Below are 23061 nucleotides of genomic sequence, written 5' to 3'. Positions count from 1 at the left end.
GAAATAGGCAACGGTGGCGGACGTCACGGCCACCCATTGAACCGGAATCGTGCGCCCCTAGGCAAACCCCGGGGGCTGGGCTCACGAGCGCGGCGCCGGCCACCGGCCGGGGCGCCTCTCGAGGAAGGCGGCCATGGCCTCGCGACCGTCCGGCGTCAGCGCGCTCGCCGCCATCGCGTCGACGGCGCAGGCGTACGCGGCGTCCACGTCGAGCTCGAGCGTCCGGTAGAGGATGCGCTTGCCGAGCGCCTTCGACGCGCGGCTGCCGCGGCTCGCCGCGCGCGCCAGGGTCTCGGTCGCGGCGCGCAGCTCCGCGCGCGGCACGACGCGGTTCACGAGCCCCCACGCGAGCGCCGTGGCGGCGTCGATCGGATCGCCGGTGAACGCCAGCTCGAGCGCGCGCTTGCGTCCCACCGTGCGGGCGATCGCCACCATCGGCGTGTGGCAGAACCAGCCACCGCGCCCGCCGGGCGCCGCGAACGCGGCCTCGTCGGCACAGACGGCGAGGTCGGCGCTGGCGACGAGCTGACAGCCCGCGGCGGTGGCGAGCCCCTGCACGCTGGCGACCACCGGTTGCGGCACCTGCTGCATGATCCGCATGACCCGGGTGCAGAGCTCGAGGAGGCGGCGCATGCCGTCGAGATCGCGCGGCGCCATGTCGGCGAAGTCGTGTCCGGCGCAGAAGACGGGGCCGTCGGCGGCGAGCACGATGGCGTCGACGTCGGGATCGTCGCCGAGCCGCTCGAAGGCCTCGAGCAGCTCGCGCAGGTGCGCCTCGGAGAGGGCGTTGCGCCGCTCGGGACGGCACATCGTGACGGTGCCGATGCGTGCGTCGGCAGCGAGCGAGACGTACTCGTACGGCATGCGCGTCGTATAGCACCGGCCCCCCGTCTGCTACACTCGCCGCATGATCCTCACTCGCGACGCGATCCAGGGTGAGCTGGCCGCGGGCCGCCTCACGCTCGATCCGTTCACGCCCGATCAGATCGGTCCGGCGTCGATCGACCTCCACCTCGGCGACGAGATCCGCGTCATGGCCGACGGCCGGGAGCCGGTCGCGGTCACCGACGACGCCGACTATCGCACGAGCGGCACCGTGCGGACCCTGACGCCGCCCTACGTGCTGCAGCCGGGAGAGACGATCCTCGGCATCACGCGCGAGCGCATCCGGCTGCCCGGCGACGTCGCCGGCTGGCTCGAGGGGCGCAGCCGCTTCGCGCGCCTGGGGCTCATGATCCACGTGACGGCGGGCTTCATCGCGCCGGGCGTCGACAGCCGGCAGGTGCTCGAGATGTCGAACGTCGCCCATCGGCCGCTCGTGATCCACGCCGGCGTGCGCCTCTGCCAGATCGTGCTCCAGCGCTGCGAGGGCAGCGCGATCTACGCCGGGCGCTTCGCCGGGCAGGATCGCCCGTGACGGCGGGCGCGCGTCCTGCGGCGCCGGGCTTCTGGTCGCTCCTCGGCATGGCGGTCGAGTCGGCCGACGACGACGCGGTGGTCGTCACCATGACCGCGCCGGACGACTTCCTGAGCCCGTTCGGCACGGTCCACGGCGGGCTCGTCGCGACCTTCTTCGACACCGCGCTCGCGGTGGCGATCGCGCGGCGGCTCGGCGCCAGCGACCGCATCGCGACGCACAACCTGAACGTGACCTACGTCTCCTTCACGCGCGAGCGGCGGCTGCGCTGCCGGGCGTGCGTCGTCAGCCTGCGCACCACGGTCGCCGTCGTCGAGGGCGAGGTCACCACCGACGAGGGTACGCTGGTCGCGAAGGCGCTCGGCACGTTCGGCGTGCGGCGCACGCCGCCGGCCGTCGACTAGATGCCGACGAATCCGAGTAGGAAGCCCATCGTCGTGATCGCGGCGCCGACCACGGTCTGCGCGACGATCGGGCTCACCATGATCTTCGGATCCGACGCGGGATTGCCCGGCAGGCGCGGCGCGTTCGGGTCGCCGGGGCGGCCGGCGAGGCTCGTGATCTCGACGCCCTCGTCGCGCGTGTCGAGCTGCGCGGTCTGTCCGGGATAGAGGTCGATCACGACGCCGCCGGGGCGGACCAGCGCCACGTTGCCGCGATGGACCGCCACCTGTGCGTCGGCATAGTTGACGGTGACGGTGGCGCGGCCGTCGTCGTCGCCGGCCGGCGTGAGCGGCGCGCGCAGCGCGCCGTAGGCGGTGTCGAGCGCCAGCGCCGAGGTGGGGCGCAGCTTCACCTGCGCCGTGCCCTCGTCGAGGCGCAGCCGCGCCGGGACCGCGCTCTCGACCACGACGAGCGCGCCCGGGGCGATGCCGACGACATCGCCGTCGGGGGTCTCGAGGATGGCGTTGCCGCCCGGCCCGACGCGCAGCTGCGCGCCTTCGCCGAGGGCGCCGCCGTGGAACGGCTCCCAGGCGCCGGCCACGTTCGCTTCCACGGCACCGCTGGCGCGCACGGTACCGACCGTGGTGCGGGCCACCGCCAGGCCCCCGATCCCCGCCACTCCCAGCGCCAGCACCGCCAGCGCGCGTCCCATCCGCATGCCGTCGAGGCTGCCAGCGAGTCGCCCGGGTCACAACCCGGAGGCCCCGGGGGGCGCGCGGGCGCCCCCGGGGTTCGCTCAGAAGCCCTTCACCCCTCCGGCCTTGGTGTAGATCTGCATCACCACGTACCAGGCGACGCCGATCATGATGACGGTCCAGGCGTAGCTCGGCAGGCCGAGGAAGGTCGACGCCACCGTCGTGTGCTGGTCGAGCATCAGCCAGACGAGCGGCACGGACATGTAGGTGTTGTGCCGCGAGCGCGTGCCGGCGAGGCCGACGAGCGCCGCGTCGGGTGCCTGGCCGTCGCGGATCGCGGTGATGATCTTCTGCTGCGCCGGCCAGATGCGCATCCAGACGTTGGCGGCCATGAGCGTGCCGAAGAGGGCGCCCAGGTGGATCGTGGTGGCGCGGTAGCCGTAGCCGCCGACGAAGACGTAGCAGAGGACGACGACCGCGGAGAGCGCGAGGCCCAGGTAGGCCATCTGCTGATTGTCCTTGATGGCCTTGGCGAGCGGATCGTAGAGCGCGAAGGCGAGGAACGTGACCGCGAGCATGACGAACGCACCGGCGTGCCAGCCGGCGTCGCCGTCGAACATGATGCGGCCGTGGTAGAACACGAGCATCAGGAGCAGCACGCCCGTGATCCACGTCCAGGCGGCGCCCCAGCGGAACCAGAAGAGGGCGCGCGGGCGGAGCTGCGGCACGACCTTCTTCTTGCTGTCGCCGTCGAGCGTCGTCTCGAAGGGACCGTTCACGAAGTTGAAGAAGTACAGATGCCCGATCCAGACGATGCCCGCGACGACGTGGACCCAGCGAAAGATCGCCTGGAGAAACTCCGTGATCTCCATTCCGGTACTCCTCCCCCTTCTGGTTGACGGACGGGTGCGACTACCAAGCCAGATGGCGGCAGGTCAATTGGAGGGCGGCGTCAAGGTGAAGGTGGTGCTCGCGGTCTGCTGCGGTGCGACCGTCACCTTCGCCGTCCGGCGGCCGAAGCGCTCGTGCCACACGCCGACGGTGTAGTCGCCGGCGGGCACGTCCTGCAACGTGACGGCGCCGTCGGCGCCGCTGACGCCGAAGTAGGGATGGCCGACGACGCCGAGCCAGCCCTGCATCCACGGGTGCAGGTCGCAGCGGATGCTGATCATGATCTCGGGCTTGTCGAACGTCAGCGTGCGCTCGGCGCCCTTGCGCGAGAGCGCGACGTTCCAGCCGGAGTTCTCCTTCGGCGTGCCGTGGACGTTGTGCAGCATGGCGTCGCCGTTCAGGAACTCGACCGGCTGGCCGATCTGCGCGCCGGCGACGCGCGGCACGTAGAGGCAGCCCTGCTGATCCATCACGACCTTCTCGGCCGGCGTCGCGAACACGCGGTCGCCGAGCCCGTCCTCGATCCACACGAACGCGTTCCGCACCTTGCCGTCCTGCACCAGCATGTCGCCGGCGAGGATCGCGCCTGGGTGCATCTGCTTGCAGTCGGCGAAGCTGCCCATGGTCAGCTCCTGCATCGCCGGCGGCGTCCCGTCGAAGGCGACGGTCGCGACGATCGTGCCGGTGGTGGCGGGATCGAGCGGCGTCGCGGGCGCGGCGCTCCGGGCGTCGCCGCCGCCACCGCCGCATCCGAGGAGCATCGACGCCGTCAGCGCGGCGAGCATGAAGGTCCGCATGTGCGTCTGTTACGGTGCGAGCACCGGCCGGTCAAACTTGCGCGAACCCTGCCTTGCCCCGATGTCGGCGAAGCGCTAAGGGGCTCCCATCCATGCGAAAGCCGCGGATCGGCAGCGACGAGCACAAGCAGCACTTCTGCCGCGTGTTCGTCGACAGCTTCCACGCGTTCGAGCCGCACGAGATCGCATGGCCGACCCTGAGCGACGCCGAGCTGCAGCGCCTGCGCGCGTTGCCGTTCTGGGGCGAAGCCGTGTCGAGCGAGCGCACGGCTGCGGCACGCGTGCGTGCGATGGCCGACGTCGAGCCCGATCCCGTGCTGCGCGAGGCGATCGCGATGCAGGCGTACGAGGAGGAGCGGCACTCGAAGCTCCTCGAGCACCTGCTCGCGCACTACCGCATCGACATCCCCGGCGACCCGCCGCAGCGACCACGCGACGCCGAATGGGGCTTCATGCGGATGGGCTACGGCGAGTGCTTTGACTCGTTCTTCGCCTTCGGCCTCTTCCGGGTCGCCGCCGACACCGGCTTCTTCGCGAAGCCGCTGGTCGAGATCTTCGACGGCGTCATGCAGGAGGAGGCGCGCCACATCCTCTTCTTCACGAACTGGGCGGCGTATCGCGGCAATCGGCTCCCCGTCGTGCAGAAGCCGTGGTTCATGGTCCGCCGCATGGCCGGCGTCGCGCTCCAGGCCTTCGGCCGCGTGAAGACCGCGCTCCAGCTGCGCGACACCGACGCCGGCGACGACTTCACGATGCAGGTCCCGAGCGAGATCGGCGACGTCAACCTGCTCACCCTCGCGCAGACGTGCATGCGCGAGAACGACCGCCGGCTCGAGCCCTATGCCGACGGCCTGCTGCGCCCGAAGATGGTGCCGGGCATGGTCGGGTTGGCACTGCGCTTCGTCCCGGGCGGCCGCGGCTAGCATCCGCGCGACGGCGTGCCCGGCCTCTCCGACCTCCGCGACCGCGTCGCGCTCGTCACCGGGGCGTCGAGCGGCATCGGCGAGCAGCTGGCGCGCGATCTCGTCGCCGGCGGCGCGAAGGTCGCGCTGGTGGCGCGGCGGGCGGATCGTCTCGAGGCCCTGGCGCAGGCGCTCGGCGCGGCGCGCACGCTGGTCGTCCCCGCCGACGTCTCGGACCGCGCCGCCGTCGAGGGCGCGGTCGCCGCGACGCACGCGCACTTCGGTCGCCTCGATCTCCTCGTCAACGCCGCCGGCTACGTGCGTCACCGGCTGTTCAAGGACGAGGACGTCGACGAGTTCGCGCGCATGATGACGACCAACTACCTCGGCGTCGTCTGGGCGATCCGCGCGGCGCTGCCGATCATGCGCGCGCAGGGCGCCGGCTGGATCATGAACCTGTCGTCGGTGGCGGGGCGGCTCGGCCAGCCCGACGAGGGCGCGTACTCGGCGACGAAGTTCGCGGTGACGGGGCTGTCGGAGGCGCTGACGCTCGAGCTGGGGGTCCTCGGCATCCACGTGCTCGTCGTCTATCCCGCGCTCGTGCGCACCGAGATGTTCCCGCCCGAGACGCTGGCGCGCATGCCCGACCGCTCGTTCCTCGAGCCGGCCGAGTTCACCCGCGTCGTGTGGCGCGCGCTGGCGCGGGGCGCGCACGAGGTGACGGTGCCGCGCTGGGTCGGCATCGCCTACCTGATGCGCGTCGTGTGGCCGGCGATGCTGCGCCGGCAGACGGCGAAGCTGCGCTTCCCGAAGCTCCCCGACCTGCGCAGCTGACGCGCGCGCTCAGCGCACGAGCGCCGGCAGCGTCTTCGGCGAGCGGAAGGCGAGGCCGGTGATGGTCGGCGGCGGGGCGTCGAGATCGAGCCGCAGGTCGGGCAGGCGGTCGAGCAGGGCGTTCAGCGCCACCCGCGCCTCGAGCCGGGCGAGGTGATAGCCGAGGCAGTGGTGGCGCCCGAAGCCGAAGGCGAGATGGTCGTCGGCGCGCCGGTCGAGGTCCCACTGGTCGCCGTTCGAATACTTGCGCGGATCGCGGTTGGCGGAGGCGACGACGACCGACACGAGCCCGCCCTCGGGAATCTCGACGTCGTGGAGGACGACGGGCTTCATCGCCTGCCGCGAGACCATGAGCACCGACGTCTCCCAGCGCAGCGTCTCCTCGGTGACCCAGGGGACGAGGCTGCGGTCGGCGCGCACGCGCTCCCAGCGATCGCGCTCGGTGAGCAGCGCGAAGAGCATGTTGCCGAGGAGGCGGAAGGTGGTCTCCGCGCCGGCGGGGATCAGCAGGCGCAGGAAGCTGACGACCTCCTCGTCGTCGAGCCCGGTGCCGTCGACGCGGCCGCGCACGAGCGACGAGATGACGTCCTCGCGCGCCTCGTCGCGGCGCGCCGCGATGATGGGCATGAGGTACTCGCGCACCGCCGCCGAGGCGGCGTGGCCGCGGTCCCAGTCCTTCACGAAGCCGATGATGTCGAGCGCCCACTTCTGGAATTGCGGGTAGTGCTCGCGCGGCATGCCGAGCATGTGCGCCGCGATCTGCACCGGGAAGCGCTCGGTGAAGGCGGCGACGAGGTCGGCGCGCGGCTCGGCGGCGAACTCGTCGATCACCTGGTGGACGGTCGTCTGGAGGACGTCCTGCAGCGCCTCCATCCCCCGCGGAACGAACAGCGGCTGCACGATGGCGCGATGGCGGGTGTGCTCCTTGCCGTCCATCTCGATGACGGTGCGGCCCATCACCTTGCCGACCTCGGCGTTCGACTTCGACGAGAACGTCTCGCCGTCCTTCAGGATCGCGAGGCAGTCGTCGTAGCGCGTGACGACGTACGCGACGCGGGTCATGAACTCGCTGCGGAAGACGGGGTTCGCCTCCCGCAGCATGGCGAACATCGGGTACGGGTCGGGATGGTCGAAGAGGAGCTGTGGATCGAACTCGCTGCTGCTCGGCTCCATGGGGCGGGCATAATCGAGCGACCGTTCGAATACAAGCCGCGACTCGGCCGTTGACGCTGGCGTCGGGGGCCTGTTAGCGACGCCCGGTGCGCGCGACCCCGCCCGATCCCGACGTCATCGCTCCGCGTCCCGGCGAGGAGATCCCCGCCGACGCGGTCGGGACCTTCCTCGCCGGCAAGGTCCCCGGCGCGGTGGGGACCCCGGCCATCTGGCAGTTCCCCGGCGGGCACGCGAACCTCACGTACCTCGTCGAGTATCCGGACGTGCAGTACGTGCTGCGCCGCCCGCCCCACGGCGACATCCCCGCCGGCGCGCACGACATGGGCCGCGAGTTCCGCGTCCTCTCCGTGCTCTGGCAGGGCTTTCCCGCGGCGCCGCGCGCCTACGCCTACGGCGAGGACCCGCGCATCCTCGGCGCGCCGTTCTTCGTCATGGAGCGCCGCCACGGCGTCGTCGTGCGTCGCGAGGTGCCGCCGCAGTTCGGCGCCGGCGACGATCCGGTCGCGAACCGCAAGCTGTCGACGGTGATGATCGACACGCTCGCCGACTTCCACGCCGTCGATCCCGCGGCCGTCGGCCTGGGCACGCTCGGCAAGCCCGACGGCTTCCTCGCCCGCCAGGTGAGCGGCTGGCACGCTCGCTACGAGCGCGCGAAGACGAAGGACCTGCCCGTCGCCGACGAGGTGGTGCGCTGGCTCCAGGGCGCGATGCCCGCCTCGCCGCCGCCGACGCTGGTCCACAACGACTGGCGTCTCGACAACATGGCCGTCGCCGCCGACGACCCCGGGCGCGCGGTTGCCGTCTACGACTGGGACATGTGCACGCTCGGCGATCCGCTCACCGATCTCGGGACGCTGCTCTCCGCCTGGTACGAGCCCGGCGAGACCTACGCCTTCCTCGCGGCGATGCCCTCACAGGCCGAGGGCTTCATGACGCGGGCCGAGGCCATCGCGCGCTACGCCGAGCGCAGCGGGCGCGACGTGTCGCAGATGCCGTACTACTACGTCTTCGGCCTCTTCAAGATCGCGGTCGTGGTCCAGCAGCTCTACTTCCGCTGGCACAAGGGGCAGACCAAGGACGCCCGCATGGCGGGCGGCGAGATGGTCGCCGAAGGGCTCATCGACCTGGCGCGCGACAACATCGCCCGGATCGGCTGAGCCCTCCGGCGTTCCGGGCCCCTCAGACGTTGGTGGTGCGGCCGGCCAGCCGGCGCAGCGCCAGCATGACGGCCTCTTCGCGAGTGAGCTCCTGGCTGCGGCCCTGCTGCGAGAGACGCACGGTGCCCCCGGTGCGCTCTTCGACCTTCCAGCCCGCCTGCTCGAGGAACTCGCGGGCGATGCGGAGGTCGGCGGCCGACACCTCCATGCGTCCCGCCTCCAGCCAGGCGTCCGCCATGCGGGAGGCTGCAAGCTCGAAACGGCTGGTCACGTCCCTCGGACGCTGCTCGACGACATCCTGCTCCACGATCACCTCGCTCTGGTTGGGCTACGAAAGTACCGCTGCTGTCTGCACACCGGAGTTCAGAGCAAGTTCCTCGCCGGCCTGCGGGCCGCGCGAGGACGGGCGTCGCGTGGCACCCGTTGTGCCACCGCGGCCCATCCGTTGTGCCAGCGCGCCGCGCACGGCGCGCGAGGGTCAGGCCGCCACGCTGCGCAGGAAGCCCAACACCTCGCGATTGAAGAGGTCGGGCGTCTCGAAGTTGAAGCCGTGGCTGCCGCCGGGGATCTTCACGAGCTTCGCGCCGGGAATGTGCTGCGCCAGCAGGTCGGAGTTCGACGGCGGGATCAGCCGATCGGCATCGCCGGTGATGACCAGCGTGGGGCAGGCGATCGTGTGCAGACGGTCGGTGGCGCGATGCCCCATCACCGCGGAGACCTGCCCGAGGATCGCCTCGAGGCTGAAGCCGTACTGGAGCGCGCCGGAGAATACCTGCATCAGCTTGCCCAGGTCCTTCATGATGAAGTCCTGGTTGAAGACCTGGGGCAGCAGCTGTTGGAAGAATTGCATCGGATCGATCGCTTTGATGTCGATCTCGACCTCGCCCGATGCGGTCACGGTACCGCCCAGCTGCGAGACCGTGAACGAGCGCTGCTGCTCGATGTCGGCCGACGGCTCGGGATAGGTGCACGCGAGCACGAGGCTGCGCACGCGCTCGGGATGCCGCAGCACGAGCTCCTGCGCGATCATGCCGCCCATCGAGACGCCGACGACGTGTGCCGTCGTGATGCCGAGGTGGTCGAGGACGGCGAGCGCGTCGTCGGCCATCTGGTGGATCGTGTAGGGCCCCGCCGGCTTGCCGCTGCGCCCGACGCCGCGGTTGTCGAACGTGATCGTGCGGTAGCGCTGCGCGAACTCGGGAACCTGGAACAGCCACGCCTGCGAGTCCGCGGCCAGGCCCATGACGAGCAGCAGCGGATCCCCGCTCCCCTGCTCCGCGTAGTAGATATCGATCTCGCCGACGCGCACGGTCGCCATCGCCGCGAAGGATGCCGCATCGCGATACGGTGCGCCAGCGGGGGCGTGTGCCTACGGGCTCGCCCCCGCTCGCTGGAGCGCGAAGATCGTCCGTGCGCCGGGGAGACCTTTCAGCTCGTACTCGCCGCGGCATTCGAGGGCGAGCCCCGAGCCGTCGAGCAGCTCGCGCGTGGTGGCGGAGACGAAGACGTCGCCCGGACCGGCCAGCGCCGCGCATCGCGCGGCGGTGTGCACGCCGACGCCGCGCGGCTGTCCGCCGACGAGCTCGACCTCGGTCGTGTGGATGCCGACGCGGACCCGCATGCCGAGGTCCGCGACCGCCGGGTCCATGAGCGCCCCGGCGCGGACGGCGCGCGATGCGCCGTCGAACAGGGCCAGGAATCCGTCGCCCGTGGAGACGATCTCGCGTCCGCCGAAGCGATCGATCGCGGCGCGGATGCGCGCGTTGTGCTCGTCGAGGACGTTGGTCCAGGCGGAATCGCCGAGGCGCTGGAGCATGGCGGTCGACCCGACGACGTCGCTGAAGAGCACGGTCGCGAGCACGCGCTCCCCGAGCCCTTCGGGCCCCACGCCGAAGGTGTGGGCGCTCGTGAACTCGATCGACTCCCACGGCTCGTCGCCGAAGACGAGCACGTCGTGGCCCGGGGGGATCGCGTAGGCGTCGCCCTTCTGGATGACGATCTCGGTGCCGTCGTCCATCGTGACCCGGATCGAGCCCGAGATCGCGTAGCCGACGTGGCGGTTCCGGCAGGACGGCGTCCGGACCACCGGTGCGACGTCCTTCGACCAGCGCCACCCGGGCGACAGGACGAAACGGCCGACGGCGACGTCGTCGAGGCGGGCGACCTCGACGCGGCCGCTCGGGAACGCGCGCACCTCGTCCGGCGCGGCGAAGCTCTTTCGCTGTGGTCGCGGCATCGGGTCCGCGGGTCATGACCGCGGAGCGCGGCGTTTCGTGACAGGTCCCCCCGCCGGCAGGTCCCCGCCGCGCGCTGTCACGAAACCGCGGCGTGCCCGGTCTAGCGCACGGAAGCAGGGCGCACGCGGTGTGCGCGCGGCGCCGTTCGAAAGGAGGCACGCAATGAAGATCGTCGTCATCGGAGGCACCGGCCGCATCGGCAGCCGGGTCGTGCGCATGCTCGGAGAGAAGGGACACGAGGCGCTGGCCGCCTCGCCGAATACCGGTGTCGACGCCACGACCGGTCGTGGCCTTGACGCGGCGCTCGCGGGCGCGCAGGTGGTCGTTGACGTCTCGAACGCGCCGTCCTTCGAGGAGGCCGCGGCCCGCGCCTTCTTCGAGAGCGCGGGCCGCAACCTGGCGGAGGCCGAGCGGCGGGCCGGCGTCGCGCATCACGTGCTCCTCTCGGTCGTCGGCACCGACCGGCTGCAGGACAGCGCCTACTTCCGGGCGAAGATCGTCCAGGAGCGGATCGTCGCGCAGGCCGGCATCCCGTACACGGTCGTGCGGGCCACGCAGTTCTTCGAGTTCCTCGATGCGATCGCCGACTCCGGGACGAGCGGCGATCGCGTGCGCCTCCCGGGCGCCAGCTTCCAGCCGATCGCCGCAGGCGACGTCGCCGACGCCGTCGTCGACGCTGCGCTCGCGGCGCCGCTGAACGGTACGGTCGAGGTGGCGGGCCCCGAGCGGATGCCGCTCAGCGACTTCGTCGCGCGCTACCTCAAGGAGAAGAACGATCCGCGCGAGGTCGTGACCGATGCCGCCGCCGGCTACTTCGGCGCGCATCTCGACGACGGCTCGCTGGTGCCCGCGCAGGCGCCACGCACCGGACGAACGCGGCTCGACGACTGGATGCGCCAAGCGGCGGTGCACTGACGGGGGGCGGGTGGTCGTGCGCGATCGGGTGGCCGTCGTCACGGGCGGCAGCTCCGGCATCGGGCGCGCGACGGCGCTCCAGCTCCGAGCAGGGCGCGAAGGTGCTCGTCACCGGACGCGGCCCGGCGGCGCTCGCGGCGACGGCCGCCCAGCCGCCGAACCGCATGGCCCTCACCGCCGCCCGGCCGTGCCGCAGGACGTGACCCGCACGATCGCGCCGCCCTCGACCGGGGACCGCGTCGACGGAATCCGGCGCGCTGACCGGGACGATGGGGCTGTGGCGGAGCAGGCGGAGGCCGTGAAGGAGCGGAAGCGCGCCGGCATCCCGCTCGGGTGGCGCGGGGAGCCGCACGAGGCGGCGCGCTGGATCGTGCGGCTCGCCGGTCCGGACGCCGAGGGGTGACGGGACAGATGGCCGCCGTCGACGGGGGGCTCGGACGACGTGATCGCCGCGCGTCCGCGTCAGGGCGCCGCGGCGCCGAGGTCCGCCGCGCGGGCGATGCCGGCGAGCTTGTCGGGATGCATGACCCAGAAGATGCGATCGATCGTCGGGCCCGTCGTGTGGATCGCCAGCAGGGCGTAGGGCCGGCCCTCGCGTCGGATGAGCAGCGCGGCGCGACCGTTGGCCTCGACCGGGGTGATCGTCGCATCGACCCAGAGCCAGCGCGAGATCGCCACGAGGAAGTGCGCGACCCGATCGCGCCCCGCGACCGGCCGTCGCGCCGCCCGCACCACGCCGCCGCCGTCCGACATGCTGACCACCTCGGGCGTGAACAGCCCGACCAGCGACGCCATGTCGCCTGCCCGTGCCGCGACGAGGAACGCATCGAGCAGGCGGCGCTGCTCGTCCACGTCCACGTGCGTGCGCCGTTCGGCGGCGAGGTGCTTGCGCGCCCGGCTCGCGAGCTGGCGCGCGTTGGCCTCGCTCACCTGGAGGGTTTCGGCGATCTGGGCGTAGGAGTGGTCGAACGCCTCGCGCAGCACGTAGGCGGCGCGCTCGAGCGGCGGCAGCCGCTCGAGGAGGAGGAGCACCGCGAGCTCGAGCGCTTCGCCGCGCTCGGCCCCGAGGCCCGGATCGGCGCTCGTGTCGATCGGCTCGGGCAGCCACGGCCCGAGGTAGGCCTCGCGCCGTACCCGGGCGGACTGGGCGGCGGTGATGGCGAGCCGCGTCGTCGTGGTGGCGAGGAAGGCCGCCGGATGGACGACCACGTCGCGGTCGGTCGCCTGCCAGCGGAGCCAGGTCTCCTGCACGACGTCCTCGGCCTCCGGCACGCTGCCGAGCATGCGGTACGCGATGCCGAACAGGCGCGGCCGGGCGCGTACGAACGCCGACGTCGCGTCGTCGAGCGCGGGCGTCTCGTCCGTCGGATCGGAGGCCACGCGCGCGTTCTACCCACGGCCCGGACCATCTACCAGCGGGGCCCGAGCGGGGACGACGTCCTCCCGCCGAGGTTGACCGGCATCGGCTCCGACGGATAGGGGGGCGCCTCATGCGCCACCTCGTCGTCGCCGTCATCGCCGTGACCGCCGCGCTCGCCGTCGCCGGCGAGACGACGCGCAAGGAGGACGCCGGCCTGCGTTACTCCCTGCCCACCACCTGGCAGCGGGTGCCGGCGCCGTCGGACATGCGCGCGGCCCAGTACCGCATCCCCCGCGCCGGCACCGACACCGAGGACGGCGAGCTCGTCCTCTTCTTCTTCGGCAAGAGCCAGGGGGGCGGCGTGGAGCAGAATCTCGAGCGCTGGTTCAGCCAGTTCACGCAGCCCGACGGCCGTCCGACGAAGGAGGTCGCGGTGATCGCGAAGCGCAAGGTCGGGGGCCTCGAGATCACCGACGTCGACCTGAGCGGCACCTACAAGCCGGGCGTGATGGGCGGCGGCGGCGGCGCCGAGAAGCCGCACTACCGCATGCTGGCGGCGATCGTGGAGGGCGAGGGCGGCCCGTGGTTCTTCCGCGCGACCGGCCCCGACACGACGATCCGCGATGCGCAGAGCGACTTCGGCGACCTGCTCGGCAGTCTCGAGCCGCATCCCCGCTGAGCCGCGGCTGCTCAGCCGCGGCGGCGTAGCCGGGCGACGAGCCCCGGGTCGCTCGCCACGTCGATGGCCGTCCAGGCGAGCGCCGTGGCGCCGTCGAGCACGGCGCGATCGGCCGACGGCGTCGCGCACGCGGCCGTGAACTCCGGCTGGTGATTCACCGCCGGAAACGACTCGACGCCGATCATCGGATGGATCGACGGCAGGGCGAGCGAGACGTTGCCCATGTCGGTCGAGCCGGCGGCGCGCTCCAGGATGGCGCGGACGTCCGGGAAGCTGCGGCCGAGCGCCTCGGCGTTGCGGCGGTAGAGCTCCGCCAGGTGCGGCTCGTGGTGCATCTCGGCGTATGGCGCCCCGACGTCGGCGACGTCCATGCGGCTGCCGGTGGCGAGCGCTCCGGCCTCGAAGCAGCGCAGGACCTTCTCACGGATCTCGCCGAGGTCGGCGAGCGTCTGCGCGCGCACGATGTAGCGCGCGCAGGTGTGGGCGGGGACGACGTTGGGCGCCGAGCCGCCGCGCGTGACGATGCCGTGGACGCGGTCGGTGCGGCGGATGTGCTGGCGCAGGAGGCCGATGGCGGTCTGCGCGATGGTGAGGGCGTCGGCGGCGTTGACGCCGCGCTCGGGGAAGGCGGCGGAGTGCGCCTCCTTGCCGAAGTAGTTGACGTCGAACTCGGAGAAGGCGAGCACCGGCGGCTCGACCACGTCGACCGGCGCGGGATGCACCATCATGGCGCAGTGCACGCCCGAGAAGACGCCGCGCTCGAGCATGAGGATCTTGCCGCCGCCCGCCTCCTCGGCCGGCGTGCCGAGGACGTGCACCGTGAGCCCGACGTCGTCCGCGACGCGCGCCGCGGCGATGCCCGCGCCGATCGCCGCGGCGGCGATGAGGTTGTGGCCGCAGGCGTGGCCGATGTCGGGCAGACAGTCGTACTCGGCGCAGATCGCGACGTGGAGCGGGCCCGAGCCGGCGGTCGCCTCGAACGCCGTCGGCAGGCCCGCGACGCCGCGCTCGACGCGGAAGCCCGCGGCGTCGAGGGCGTCGGCGCACCAGCCGGCGGCGCGCTCCTCCTCGAACGCCAGCTCCGGGTAGGTGTGGATGCGGCGGTGCAGCGCCAGGAGATCGGGTTCGGCGTGCCGGATGCGCTCGCGTGCCGCGTCCTTGGGCGTCATCGGGCGAGCCTCGCAGAGCCTCTTGCGCACCGTCAAGCCGCCTCGTCACGACCCCGTTGACCGCTCGATGAGCCCCTCCCTATATCGACCGCATGTGGGACGGACTGCCGGTCGTCGACGCCGACGCGCACAAGATGGAGAACCCGGTCGTCTTCTTCGACTACCTGGACGCCCCGTACCGCGCGCGCCTGCGCGCCCGGCGCGACCGCTTCGGGCAGCAGCGGCTCGTGATCCGCGACGTCGACCCGCAGACCGGCCGCCCGGAGCTGGAGCGCCTCTTCCCGCAGCCCGAGGGCCCGGGCAAGGGCGCGTTCGCCGCCATCCATCCCGAGACCGCCATCGGCGGCGTCTTCAACCGCATCCGCGTGCAGCACATGGACCGCGAGGGCGTCGACGCGCAGGTGCTCTACGGCTCGATGACGCTCAGCTTCGAGGCGATCATCGACCCCGAGCTCGCGGTCGCCTGCATGCGCGCCTACAACGACTACATCGCCGACGACTGTCGGCCGTGGGCGGGGCGGCTCTTCCCGGTCGGGTTCGTGTCGCTGGTCGACGTCGGCGAAGCGACGAAGGAGCTGCGCCGCTGTGTCGAGGAGCTCGGCATGGTCGGCGTGCACGTGCCCCCGAGCCTGCCGGTGCCGCACCCCGCGGCGCGCGACGCCTTCCCGCACGTGCGCCTGCCGAAGCACCTCTCGCATCCCGACTTCGCGCCGATCCTCGCCGCCGCGGAAGCGCTCGACGTCGCCGTCGGCGTGCACGGGTCGCCCGGCGTCTACATGCCGGCGGGCATCGCCGAGCAGGTCGACACGTTCGTCCTGTCGCACATCTTCGGACACCGGAACCAGATGCAGATGGCGCTCGCGACCTGCGTCTTCGACGGCGTCTTCGACCGCTTCCCGGCGCTGCGCCTGGGCTTCCTCGAGGCCGGCTGCGGTTGGCTCCCCGACCTGATCCACGCCTTCCACGAGCACTGGGAGAAGCGCATCCGCGACTTCCAGCCGCATACGAAGGTCCCCGGTGCGCAGTTCGCACGCGAGCTGCTGCGCGAGAAGGTCGGCCGCGCGCAGAAGCGCCAGCCGCTGCGCAAGGCGAAGCAGGCGTGGGACCTCTGGCGCGCGACCACGCACGAGGAGCGGACCGCCGCCGGCGCCGCCGAGTTCCTGCACGAGCACCGGCACCTCGACCACGATCCCGTCGACTTCTTCCGCCGCGGGCAGATCTACGTGAGCTTCGAGTCCGACGATCCGGCGCCCGCGTACCTGCGCGAGGCCCTCGGTCCGCTGGGCGAGGACGTCGCGTGCTTCAGCGCCGACTACGGACACTGGGACGGCGTTCTCACCGACTGCGTGAAGAACGTGGCCACGACGCGCGAGTACGGCCGCGAGCATCTCGCCAAGCTGCTGGCGGGGAACTGCCTGCGCTTCTACGGCAAGCGCCTCGCCACGGCGGTGGAGCGACTCGCGGCGGCGTCCTGACGGGCGCGACCGCTAGTGCGTGGTCCCGCGGAGCACGGCACCATCGGGGTGACGGCCCCCTTTCTACGGGCCGCCGGCACGCAGGAGCAGCCTCGGGTGTCCAGGATATTCCACGTCCGTCCGCTCTGCTGGACGGATGGCGGGCAGCGCCGCTGGGTGTGTGTGCGTCCGCATTGGGCTCGATATCGAGCGCGGATGGTATCCGCCTTGCAAGATGCCGGCATGGATCTCCCGGCGGCGTTCCTGCAGTCGTTCAATCGGATGCTTTCCCCGGACTTCCTTGCACTGATCGGCCTATTCGCTCCGGTGCACCAGGCGCTCGTCGAGCTCTTCAAGCTCACCGGTGTGAAGGTTCGTCGCTACTGGGAGGCCCTGCTGTACATCGTGTACGGCAGCGTCTACGGGGCAGGCGAAGGTCCGCGCTGGGCGTTGCTGGCGAACAAGCCCATCGGCACGATTCCGGCCGGCCTCTCCCCGGAGCTGCGGCGGGACTGGTGGGACGGGCCACAGCGACGTCTGATCGAGAGCTTCGTGCTCCGCGCTGTGGGTGACGACCCCGTCTCGGACGTCTCGGACGCCGACGTCCAGAACGTGACACGCATCGCCCTCATGGCTGCCGGGCCCGACTGCCGGGAGGTAGTCGAGGGTCTGGACCAGCTGATCCGCAGCGGCGCTCGCGAACGCGGAGAGATCAGCATCGGCCTCGAGGCGTTCACGCCGGAGGACGCTCGGATCCGCGAGACCGTCGCCCGCTGGCTGGAGATGCTCGGTCAGGTCGAGCGCGTGAACCCGGGGCTGCTCCAGACCTGGCGGGACGCGTTCGTGGAAGCGTTCGTTCCGGGCGTCATGCGCGCGGAGCGCGAGCTGGCGAACGCGATCAAGGCGGCCGAGTACCGCTACCACCGCCAGCTGCACTGGGCCTCCATCGCTTTCGCAGCCGTCGAGGCTGGGCTCGTCACCGCCATGCTGCGCAACGCTCCCCTCGACGGGCCCCCGGCTGCAATGCCCGACACGTGGTCGGTGTCCGCGATGCCCGTCGTATTCCTCGCCGCGTTCGGGCTGCTGTTGGTCGCTCCGCGAGTCTCGAAGAGCCTGACCGACTCGCTGGTCGGGCTTGGCGCACGCCTTCGTGGCTGATCGCCGGCGCCTGCTCGTGGGCACCGTGACGGCGCGGAGTGCGCGCTTGCGGCTCGACGGCTGGCCGTCGCCGCCGTGCCCCGTTCGCCTCACGCCGCCGCACGGCACGCTCTGCCGCTTCGACGTGGCGGATCGGCCGGCGCCGGTGACGACCTGGGTCGTGGACTTCGCCAACCTCGTCCCGGATACGCACTATGTCGCCGACCTCGGGCCGTTCGGTGGCAGTACCGTCGGGTTTCGGACCGCGCCCGCAGGGCTCGACGCCCACACCTCCTTCGGGCTCTCGCTCCTCTCCTGCTACTTTCCCTCGGACCAGTTCGTGGGCCGCGCGGGACGGGTGCTCGGTCGCCTCGCGGCGCGCTCGAGCCCGCCGCACCTGAACGTGCTCTGCGGCGATCAGATCTACGCCGACGTGCCGTCGGACTGGACGCGCGACGATCCCACGCTGGTCTACGCCCGGCGCTACGAAGCAGCGTGGGCCCCCGGGCGTCTCGGCCCGCTCCTCGCGGGCGGCGCGAATGTCTTCGCGTGCGACGACCACGAGTACTGGAACAACTACCCGGAGACGACGATCTGGCTGTCGCGCAGCTGGTGGAGCTGGGCGCAGTGGGCCGACGCTGCTCGCGCAGCGAACTGGGGAGAGCAGGGGCAATGGAACTTCGCACCCGGCATCACCGGGGGAGCGGCGGAGAAGCGCGCCTGGTGCGCATGGCGGCAGGCGGACGTCGATCTGTTCGTCGCGGACACGCGGACCGACCGCGCGAGTCCCGATCATTCCCGGTGTCCCACGGTCCCGGACGGCGAATGCCCGCACAGGCTGCGACGGTCCCACCTGATGACCGCTGCGCAACGCCATGCGCTCCACGCATGGATCGCGAGCGTGCCTCGGCTCGGCATCCTCGTGCTCGGGCAGCCCATCCTGGCGGCGGCGACGTCGTGGAGCGACTTCGACACCACGTTGGCAGACTACGACGATTACGACGACCTCATCGCCTCGCTGCGATGGGCAATCGCGACGCGCGGAGTCAGCTTCATCGTACTGTCCGGCGACATCCACTGGAGCCGACTCGTGCGCTGGCGGTGCCGGACGGCGTCGCGACCCGATGCCATGCTCATCGAGTTCGTGACCTCACCGCTCGCGCGGGTCGGGCTGCCGAGCATCGTTTCGACCCGTGCGGACGTCGGTAGACGCGCGGATCCGAAGCTCGACGGCGCCGCGCGCGGTGCGCTGCTGCGCAGACTACCGCATTTCGACGAAGGAACTATCTTCGCCACCAACGAGCACGCCATCGGGTTCTTGACCATCCGGCGCGCCGGCCATGAACTGCTCGCCGAGTTCGAGGTCGAGAGCCTGGACACCCAACGTGTGGCCGACGATCGCTGGAGCGGGGGACGCTGGCCCTGTCGCGCGACGCTCGTGGTGTGAGGCCCTTCGCACCCGATCGTTTCGGCGCGACGTCCAGGGGGCGGGCCGCCGCGCAGCTGGACGCCGGCGGCCTTTCGGCTCTCGGCTCGAACACGCCCGCCACCCGCTCGCGGTGTGGTTGGAAACTGGAGCGAGAGGACACGACGAATGGGCAGGCCCGTTGCGGCTCGAGTCCACGAGGGTGGATCGCGCCGACGCGGCCGTGCGATGCTGGCCGCCATGCAGATCGACGTCCTGCCGCCCGTCGGACCGCGCAAGTTTCTGCGCCGCCGCCGCGAAGCGCTCGCGGCCCTGCGCTTCGAGGGCTTCGGCGTCGAGCAGGTGGGCGCCACGCTCGGCGCCGAGATCGCCGGCCTCGACCTGCGCCGCCCGCTCGACGACGCGACTTCGCGGAGCTCCGGCGCGCGCTGCTCGCGTTCAAGGTCCTCTTCTTCCGCGACCAGGACCTCTCGCCGGCCGAGCACGCCGCCTTCGGCCGCCGCTTCGGCGAGCTCGAGGTGCACCCGTTCCTGCCCGCGCCGGAGGGCTGCCCCGAGGTCGTGCTGCTGGCGAAGAACGAGGCGATCGGCGGCTACGAGAACGGCTGGCACTCCGACGTGACCTGGCGCGTGGCCCCGTCGCTGGGCTCGATCCTGCGCTGCCGCGAATGTCCGCCGGTCGGTGGCGACACGCTCTTCGCCGACATGGCGGCCGCCTACGAAGGATTGCCCGAAGCGGTGAGGGAGCGGATCGACGGCCTGCGGGCGGTGCACGACTTCACGATCACCTTCGGACGCATGCTCTCGCCGGAGAAGCTCGCCGAGAAGCAGCGCGAGTACCCGCCGGTCTCGCACCCGATCGTGCGCACGCATCCGCAGACGGGCGAGAAGGTGATCTACGTGAACCGCGGCTTCACCAGCCACGTCGAGGGCATGGAGCGCGACGAGAGCGCCCGTCTCCTGAGCTACCTCTACCAGCAGGCGAGCTGCCCCGAGTACCAGGTGCGCTTCCACTGGCGGAAGGACTCGATCGCCTTCTGGGACAACCGCTCGACGCAGCACTACGCCAGCTCGGACTACTGGCCCGAGGTGCGCGTGATGGAGCGCGTGACGGTGGCCGGCGACCGGCCCTACTGACGCGGGCCGGGCACCGACCGCCGGATCGGCGTTCCGATCCAGGGCGGCGGACGCGTTGTCTCGGGGGCCGGACGGTCGGGGCGCACGAGCGCCTGCCGGGGCGACGCGATGCGTGTCTCCGGGCTGGCGGAGAGCGAGGCATCGAGATTGCTAGTCAGAGATTCCAGTGCCCCTGGAATCCAAGCGCGAGGCGACGGCGCAGCTGGCGGGCGTCGCGATCGTGGTGGCGGGCCTCGTTGCCGGCACGCTCTGGCGTGACGTCCCGCTCGTATCGTCCCGGCCTCACGAGGCGGCGAGCCTCGACGACGGAGCGCGTGTGTCGGCCGCCCCCGCCCGCCTCTGGCAGGACCCGCTCCAGGCCGTGGACGCCCACGTCGCCGCATGTAAGCGCAGGAGTCCGAACGCGGGCTGCGGTGATGCGGGCCCGACGCTTCCACTCCCTCAGGGAACGCGCGTTCTGCCCGTCGTGCTGCGCTCGGGTGGGACGCCGGACGACGCGGAAAGTCGCCTGCGGGATCGCTACGCCGTCGTGGCGGCGCTCGGGAAGACCGGCTACGTCCCGAGCGACGAGGAGCACGTGCGCTACCGGGTCGTATCGGCCGACGGGACCGGCTCGGCGATCCCGTTCGAGGTGTATACGCGGAACGCGTTACGGCCCGACCCTGATCCCGGGCGGCCGACCCACGTGCTGGTGCTCTGGATCACGGTGAACCTGCTCGGTGCGCGGCCGATCGACGATCTCGCCGAGATCGTCCAGGTCCTGGCGCCAGGGCAGCGGGGGCCGGTGCACGTGATCGGTCCGCGCGGCTCGCGGGGGCTCGTCGCGCTGCTCCGCGGGGTCGAGGGCGTGCCGGTCGGTCTCCCGTTCCGGATGCTCTTCCACTCGCCGTGGGCCACGGTCGACCAGGGGACGCTGGACGCGGAGCTTGGCAGCCGCAAAAAGTACGAGCGCCTCGCGAGGCAGCTGTCGCGACGCGGCGCCACGATCACTCGTCACATCGCCGACGACGGTCGGCTCGCCCGCACGCTCGTCGACGAGCTCGCGCTTCGCGGCCTGGACCTGGGGAAGGGCCGTCGCGACGCGGTGGCGCTGGTCACCGAGTGGGATACGTTCTACGGGCGAGCGTTCCCGAGCACGTTCGAGCGGAAGCTCAGCGCCCACGCCGCCAACAAGCCGCCACTTTGCATCGAGGGGGAGGGGGAGTGCACTCCGCTGTATCGGTTCGCGTATCTTCGTGGACTGGACGGGAGCCTCGCCCGCGAGCGCAAGGCGGCCTCTGACAAGAGCGGGAACGGGGGCGGGCGCCTCGTGCCGACCGTGGAGGAGCTGCGGCGGTGGCGCGAAGCCCTCGAGCGCCCCGAAGGCAACGGTCAGCTCGACTATCTACGGCGGGTAGCCGACCGCATCGAGGCCGTGAATCGCCGCCTACGAGCAGCGGACGAGTGCGGATTGGGCCGACGCCTCCTCGATCACTGTCGTCGCATCGGTGCCATCGGCGTCCTGGGCACGGATGCGTACGATAAGCTGCTCGTCCTCCAGGCACTGCGTCCGCGCTTCCCCGATGTCGTCTTCTTCACGACGGACCTGGACGCGGTCATGCTGCACCCGGCCGAGCTCGCGTGGACGCGAAACCTCGTCGTGGCCTCCGGGTTCGGGTTGCAGGTGCATTGGCAGCAGCAGGGCGGCGTGCCGCCGTTTCGCGACGCGTACCAGACGGCTCTCTATGCGGCGACGCTGGCCGCGTTGAGTCGGGATGCGCCGCCGAACGGGAGCACCCCAGGCCTACATCGCGACGCGTTGCCGCCGCGCCTCTTCGAGGTCGGTCGCTACGGCGCCATCGATCTCAGCATCGACGATGCCACCCCGGCGAACGGCATCCGCCACCCGCAGCCTCCCGATCTGCTCGGATTGCAGACCGATGCGTTCTGGCGATTGGCGCGCGTGGACGGCGTGCTCCTCCTCGGGCTCGTGATCGTCGGGGTGCTTCTGGCGGCGCCGGCGCTGCCGAACCGCGCGAGCGCCGCCGAGACGCGCCTCCGCGGGCTCGCCGTCGTCGCCGTCGCCGCCGCGCCGATCCTGGTCGTACTGCTCCTCGTGTGGGAGACGATGGGACACGGTGAGCCCCTCTCCCTGGCCGACGGGGTCAGCACCTGGCCGACGACCGTGCTGGACGGATGGACCACCCTCATCGCGCTCGGCCTCATCGTGCGTATCCACCATGCGCTCGCGGCGAGCGACTCGCAGATCGCGGCGGACTACGGCTGGCAGACCGGCTTCGCAGGGGGGGCGACGGGGCTGCGGGAGGTACTGTACGACGCGGCGAGGGGACGAATGCATCCGAGCCTTCGGGTGAAGGGTGGGAGCGCCGCGCCCGCGGTCACCGCCCACGATCTCTGGAAGGGCTACATCATGCGAGGGACGCCGAGGGTGCGCTACCTGCGCGCTCTCGCCGGGGCGCTGCTGTTCCTCGCGACGGCCTGGTGCTTGCTCGCGATGCTCGGCTTTCCGCGCGTGCCGGCGCGCGGGGCGGTCGCGCGTGGGAGCAGCGTGATCGTCGGGATCGTCTGCATGGCGGCCGTCGTCTATCTGAACTTCATGGTGGTGGACGTCAGCCGCCTGGCGGTACGCTTCATCGACGAGCTGGGCGCCCTGAGCCAGCCGTGGACGGACGCGGAACTCGCGGAGCGCAGCGCGGCTTGGGGAACGGGAATCCTCGGGGCTCGGGAGCTCGCCCGCATTCGTCTCATCGAGCGGCACAGTGACTGCGTAGCGCCGTTCGTCTTCTATCCGGGGCTGGCGATAGCTTTGATGCTGGCGGCCCGCAGCACGCTTCTGGACGCCTGGGCGTTCCCGCCCAGCCTTCTCGTCATCCTCGGTCTTCTCGCGGCGTCGGTCGTCGCGTGCGCGATCTTCGTTCGTCGTGCCGCCCAGCGAGCCAGAATCGCGGCCCTGGCCCGGATGCGGGAGCAGTCGTGGCGGCTCGCGGCCTCTGCGGATCCCGAGGACGCGGCGCTGCGCAAGGAGGCCGAGGTCGCGATCGAACGCATTCAGGCTCTCGATGGCGGGGCCTTCGCCCCGTTGTCGCAGCATCCGATCGTCGCGGCGGTGCTCGTGCCTTCGGGAAGCCTCGGGATGCTCGCGTTGCTCGAGGGCACGTTCTCGCGCTGACGATCGAGGCGGGGCCCAAGGACGCGGCGCCCGCTTCACATGCCGATCGGGCCGCCGCCCGACGATGCATGGCGCGCCGGCAGCGCAGGAAGCGGCACCCCAAGTCGCTCTCGTCGGGCGCCGGGCAGA

General features: G+C 71.7%; 21 protein-coding genes and 1 pseudogene. 12 read left to right on the top strand and 10 right to left on the bottom strand.

The window, feature by feature from the left end; genetic code table 11:
• Nucleotides 1-81: 81 nt before the first annotated feature.
• Nucleotides 82-864, bottom strand: coding sequence for an enoyl-CoA hydratase/isomerase family protein (locus KIT14_21505; GenBank protein MCW5893100.1), 783 nt, complete (start codon nt 862-864; stop codon nt 82-84).
• Between the two features lie 43 nt (nt 865-907).
• Here KIT14_21505 and dcd point away from each other — a divergent pair, with 43 nt between their 5' ends.
• A complete protein-coding gene (dcd, locus tag KIT14_21500) occupies nt 908-1417 on the top strand; it encodes a dCTP deaminase (protein ID MCW5893099.1) in 510 nt (169 codons plus the stop codon).
• Complete coding sequence (locus KIT14_21495; GenBank protein ID MCW5893098.1) at nt 1414-1821, top strand: PaaI family thioesterase; 408 nt, start codon at nt 1414-1416, stop codon at nt 1819-1821. The genes dcd and KIT14_21495 overlap by 4 nt, the downstream gene beginning before the upstream one ends.
• Here KIT14_21495 and KIT14_21490 read toward each other — a convergent pair.
• From KIT14_21490 to KIT14_21480, 3 genes are all read right to left on the bottom strand, one after another.
• Nucleotides 1818-2519, bottom strand: coding sequence for a hypothetical protein (locus tag KIT14_21490; protein ID MCW5893097.1), 702 nt, complete (start codon nt 2517-2519; stop codon nt 1818-1820). The genes KIT14_21495 and KIT14_21490 overlap by 4 nt on opposite strands.
• 78 nt (nt 2520-2597) lie before the next feature.
• Nucleotides 2598-3368, bottom strand: coding sequence for a urate hydroxylase PuuD (locus tag KIT14_21485; protein ID MCW5893096.1), 771 nt, complete (start codon nt 3366-3368; stop codon nt 2598-2600).
• 63 nt (nt 3369-3431) lie between these two features.
• A complete protein-coding gene (locus KIT14_21480) occupies nt 3432-4184 on the bottom strand; it encodes a hypothetical protein (protein ID MCW5893095.1) in 753 nt (250 codons plus the stop codon).
• 92 nt (nt 4185-4276) lie between these two features.
• Here KIT14_21480 and KIT14_21475 point away from each other — a divergent pair, with 92 nt between their 5' ends.
• Together KIT14_21475 and KIT14_21470 are read left to right on the top strand one after the other, a co-directional pair.
• A complete protein-coding gene (locus KIT14_21475; protein MCW5893094.1) occupies nt 4277-5107 on the top strand; it encodes a ferritin-like domain-containing protein in 831 nt (276 codons plus the stop codon).
• 15 nt (nt 5108-5122) lie between these two features.
• Nucleotides 5123-5920 carry an SDR family NAD(P)-dependent oxidoreductase gene (locus KIT14_21470; GenBank protein ID MCW5893093.1) on the top strand — a complete coding sequence of 266 codons (798 nt, stop codon included), beginning with the start codon at nt 5123-5125 and terminating at the stop codon, nt 5918-5920.
• 9 nt (nt 5921-5929) lie between these two features.
• Here the strand turns inward: KIT14_21470 and KIT14_21465 are convergent, their stop codons facing one another.
• Nucleotides 5930-7093, bottom strand: a complete 1164-nt coding sequence (locus tag KIT14_21465) for a cytochrome P450 (protein ID MCW5893092.1) — start codon at nt 7091-7093, stop codon at nt 5930-5932.
• Between the two features lie 116 nt (nt 7094-7209).
• Between KIT14_21465 and KIT14_21460 the strand changes: the two genes are divergently transcribed.
• The gene (locus KIT14_21460; GenBank protein MCW5893091.1) at nt 7210-8250 is read left to right on the top strand and encodes a phosphotransferase family protein; all 1041 of its coding nucleotides are present in this window, start codon (nt 7210-7212) and stop codon (nt 8248-8250) included.
• A 22-nt stretch (nt 8251-8272) separates the two neighbouring features.
• Here the strand turns inward: KIT14_21460 and KIT14_21455 are convergent, their stop codons facing one another.
• From KIT14_21455 to KIT14_21445, 3 genes are all read right to left on the bottom strand, one after another.
• Nucleotides 8273-8488, bottom strand: coding sequence for a hypothetical protein (locus KIT14_21455; GenBank protein ID MCW5893090.1), 216 nt, complete (start codon nt 8486-8488; stop codon nt 8273-8275).
• A 240-nt stretch (nt 8489-8728) separates the two neighbouring features.
• A complete protein-coding gene (locus tag KIT14_21450; GenBank protein ID MCW5893089.1) occupies nt 8729-9568 on the bottom strand; it encodes an alpha/beta fold hydrolase in 840 nt (279 codons plus the stop codon).
• A gap of 51 nt (nt 9569-9619) precedes the next feature.
• Complete coding sequence (locus KIT14_21445) at nt 9620-10486, bottom strand: hypothetical protein (protein ID MCW5893088.1); 867 nt, start codon at nt 10484-10486, stop codon at nt 9620-9622.
• A 163-nt stretch (nt 10487-10649) separates the two neighbouring features.
• Here KIT14_21445 and KIT14_21440 point away from each other — a divergent pair, with 163 nt between their 5' ends.
• Nucleotides 10650-11402 carry an SDR family oxidoreductase gene (locus KIT14_21440; protein MCW5893087.1) on the top strand — a complete coding sequence of 251 codons (753 nt, stop codon included), beginning with the start codon at nt 10650-10652 and terminating at the stop codon, nt 11400-11402.
• Between the two features lie 462 nt (nt 11403-11864).
• Here KIT14_21440 and KIT14_21435 read toward each other — a convergent pair whose 3' ends face one another.
• A complete protein-coding gene (locus KIT14_21435) occupies nt 11865-12782 on the bottom strand; it encodes an RNA polymerase sigma-70 factor (GenBank protein MCW5893086.1) in 918 nt (305 codons plus the stop codon).
• Nucleotides 12783-12892: 110 nt separating this feature from the next.
• Here KIT14_21435 and KIT14_21430 point away from each other — a divergent pair, with 110 nt between their 5' ends.
• A complete protein-coding gene (locus KIT14_21430) occupies nt 12893-13441 on the top strand; it encodes a hypothetical protein (GenBank protein ID MCW5893085.1) in 549 nt (182 codons plus the stop codon).
• An 11-nt stretch (nt 13442-13452) separates the two neighbouring features.
• Here KIT14_21430 and KIT14_21425 read toward each other — a convergent pair whose 3' ends face one another.
• Nucleotides 13453-14610 (bottom strand): M20 family metallopeptidase, encoded by a 1158-nt coding sequence (locus tag KIT14_21425; GenBank protein ID MCW5893084.1) that lies wholly within the window; start codon nt 14608-14610, stop codon nt 13453-13455.
• 92 nt (nt 14611-14702) lie between these two features.
• On the opposite strand from KIT14_21425, the gene KIT14_21420 reads away from it, so the two are divergent.
• The 5 genes and pseudogenes from KIT14_21420 to KIT14_21400 all read left to right on the top strand — a co-directional run bounded on the left by KIT14_21420 (nt 14703) and on the right by KIT14_21400 (nt 22932).
• Nucleotides 14703-16085 (top strand): amidohydrolase family protein, encoded by a 1383-nt coding sequence (locus KIT14_21420; protein MCW5893083.1) that lies wholly within the window; start codon nt 14703-14705, stop codon nt 16083-16085.
• Between the two features lie 222 nt (nt 16086-16307).
• Nucleotides 16308-17222: a hypothetical protein gene (locus KIT14_21415; protein MCW5893082.1), complete on the top strand. Its 915-nt coding sequence runs from the start codon at nt 16308-16310 to the stop codon at nt 17220-17222.
• Nucleotides 17215-18648, top strand: a complete 1434-nt coding sequence (locus KIT14_21410; GenBank protein ID MCW5893081.1) for an alkaline phosphatase D family protein — start codon at nt 17215-17217, stop codon at nt 18646-18648. The genes KIT14_21415 and KIT14_21410 overlap by 8 nt, the downstream gene beginning before the upstream one ends.
• Nucleotides 18649-18867: 219 nt before the next feature.
• A pseudogene (locus tag KIT14_21405) lies at nt 18868-19763 on the top strand (TauD/TfdA family dioxygenase).
• A 361-nt stretch (nt 19764-20124) separates the two neighbouring features.
• Complete coding sequence (locus tag KIT14_21400) at nt 20125-22932, top strand: hypothetical protein (GenBank protein MCW5893080.1); 2808 nt, start codon at nt 20125-20127, stop codon at nt 22930-22932.
• Nucleotides 22933-23061: the final 129 nt, after the last annotated feature.

This window comes from bacterium (assembly GCA_026129405.1).
Lineage (GTDB): Bacteria > Desulfobacterota > Binatia > DP-6 > DP-6 > JAHCID01.
This window is presented reverse-complemented; position numbering and strand designations above follow the sequence as displayed.

Bases quoted from the DNA above. Each gene is read 5' to 3' on its own strand.
- KIT14_21505 (MCW5893100.1), bottom strand. From the start codon at position 864: ATGCCGTACGAGTACGTCTCGCTCGCTGCCGACGCACGCATCGGCACC.
- dcd (MCW5893099.1), top strand. From the start codon at position 908: ATGATCCTCACTCGCGACGCGATCCAGGGTGAGCTGGCCGCGGGCCGC.
- KIT14_21490 (MCW5893097.1), bottom strand. From the start codon at position 2,519: ATGCGGATGGGACGCGCGCTGGCGGTGCTGGCGCTGGGAGTGGCGGGG.
- KIT14_21485 (MCW5893096.1), bottom strand. From the start codon at position 3,368: ATGGAGATCACGGAGTTTCTCCAGGCGATCTTTCGCTGGGTCCACGTC.
- KIT14_21480 (MCW5893095.1), bottom strand. From the start codon at position 4,184: ATGCGGACCTTCATGCTCGCCGCGCTGACGGCGTCGATGCTCCTCGGA.
- KIT14_21475 (MCW5893094.1), top strand. From the start codon at position 4,277: ATGCGAAAGCCGCGGATCGGCAGCGACGAGCACAAGCAGCACTTCTGC.
- KIT14_21465 (MCW5893092.1), bottom strand. From the start codon at position 7,093: ATGGAGCCGAGCAGCAGCGAGTTCGATCCACAGCTCCTCTTCGACCAT.
- KIT14_21455 (MCW5893090.1), bottom strand. From the start codon at position 8,488: ATGGCGGACGCCTGGCTGGAGGCGGGACGCATGGAGGTGTCGGCCGCC.
- KIT14_21450 (MCW5893089.1), bottom strand. From the start codon at position 9,568: ATGGCGACCGTGCGCGTCGGCGAGATCGATATCTACTACGCGGAGCAG.
- KIT14_21445 (MCW5893088.1), bottom strand. From the start codon at position 10,486: ATGCCGCGACCACAGCGAAAGAGCTTCGCCGCGCCGGACGAGGTGCGC.
- KIT14_21440 (MCW5893087.1), top strand. From the start codon at position 10,650: ATGAAGATCGTCGTCATCGGAGGCACCGGCCGCATCGGCAGCCGGGTC.
- KIT14_21430 (MCW5893085.1), top strand. From the start codon at position 12,893: ATGCGCCACCTCGTCGTCGCCGTCATCGCCGTGACCGCCGCGCTCGCC.
- KIT14_21425 (MCW5893084.1), bottom strand. From the start codon at position 14,610: ATGACGCCCAAGGACGCGGCACGCGAGCGCATCCGGCACGCCGAACCC.
- KIT14_21420 (MCW5893083.1), top strand. From the start codon at position 14,703: ATGTGGGACGGACTGCCGGTCGTCGACGCCGACGCGCACAAGATGGAG.
- KIT14_21415 (MCW5893082.1), top strand. From the start codon at position 16,308: ATGGATCTCCCGGCGGCGTTCCTGCAGTCGTTCAATCGGATGCTTTCC.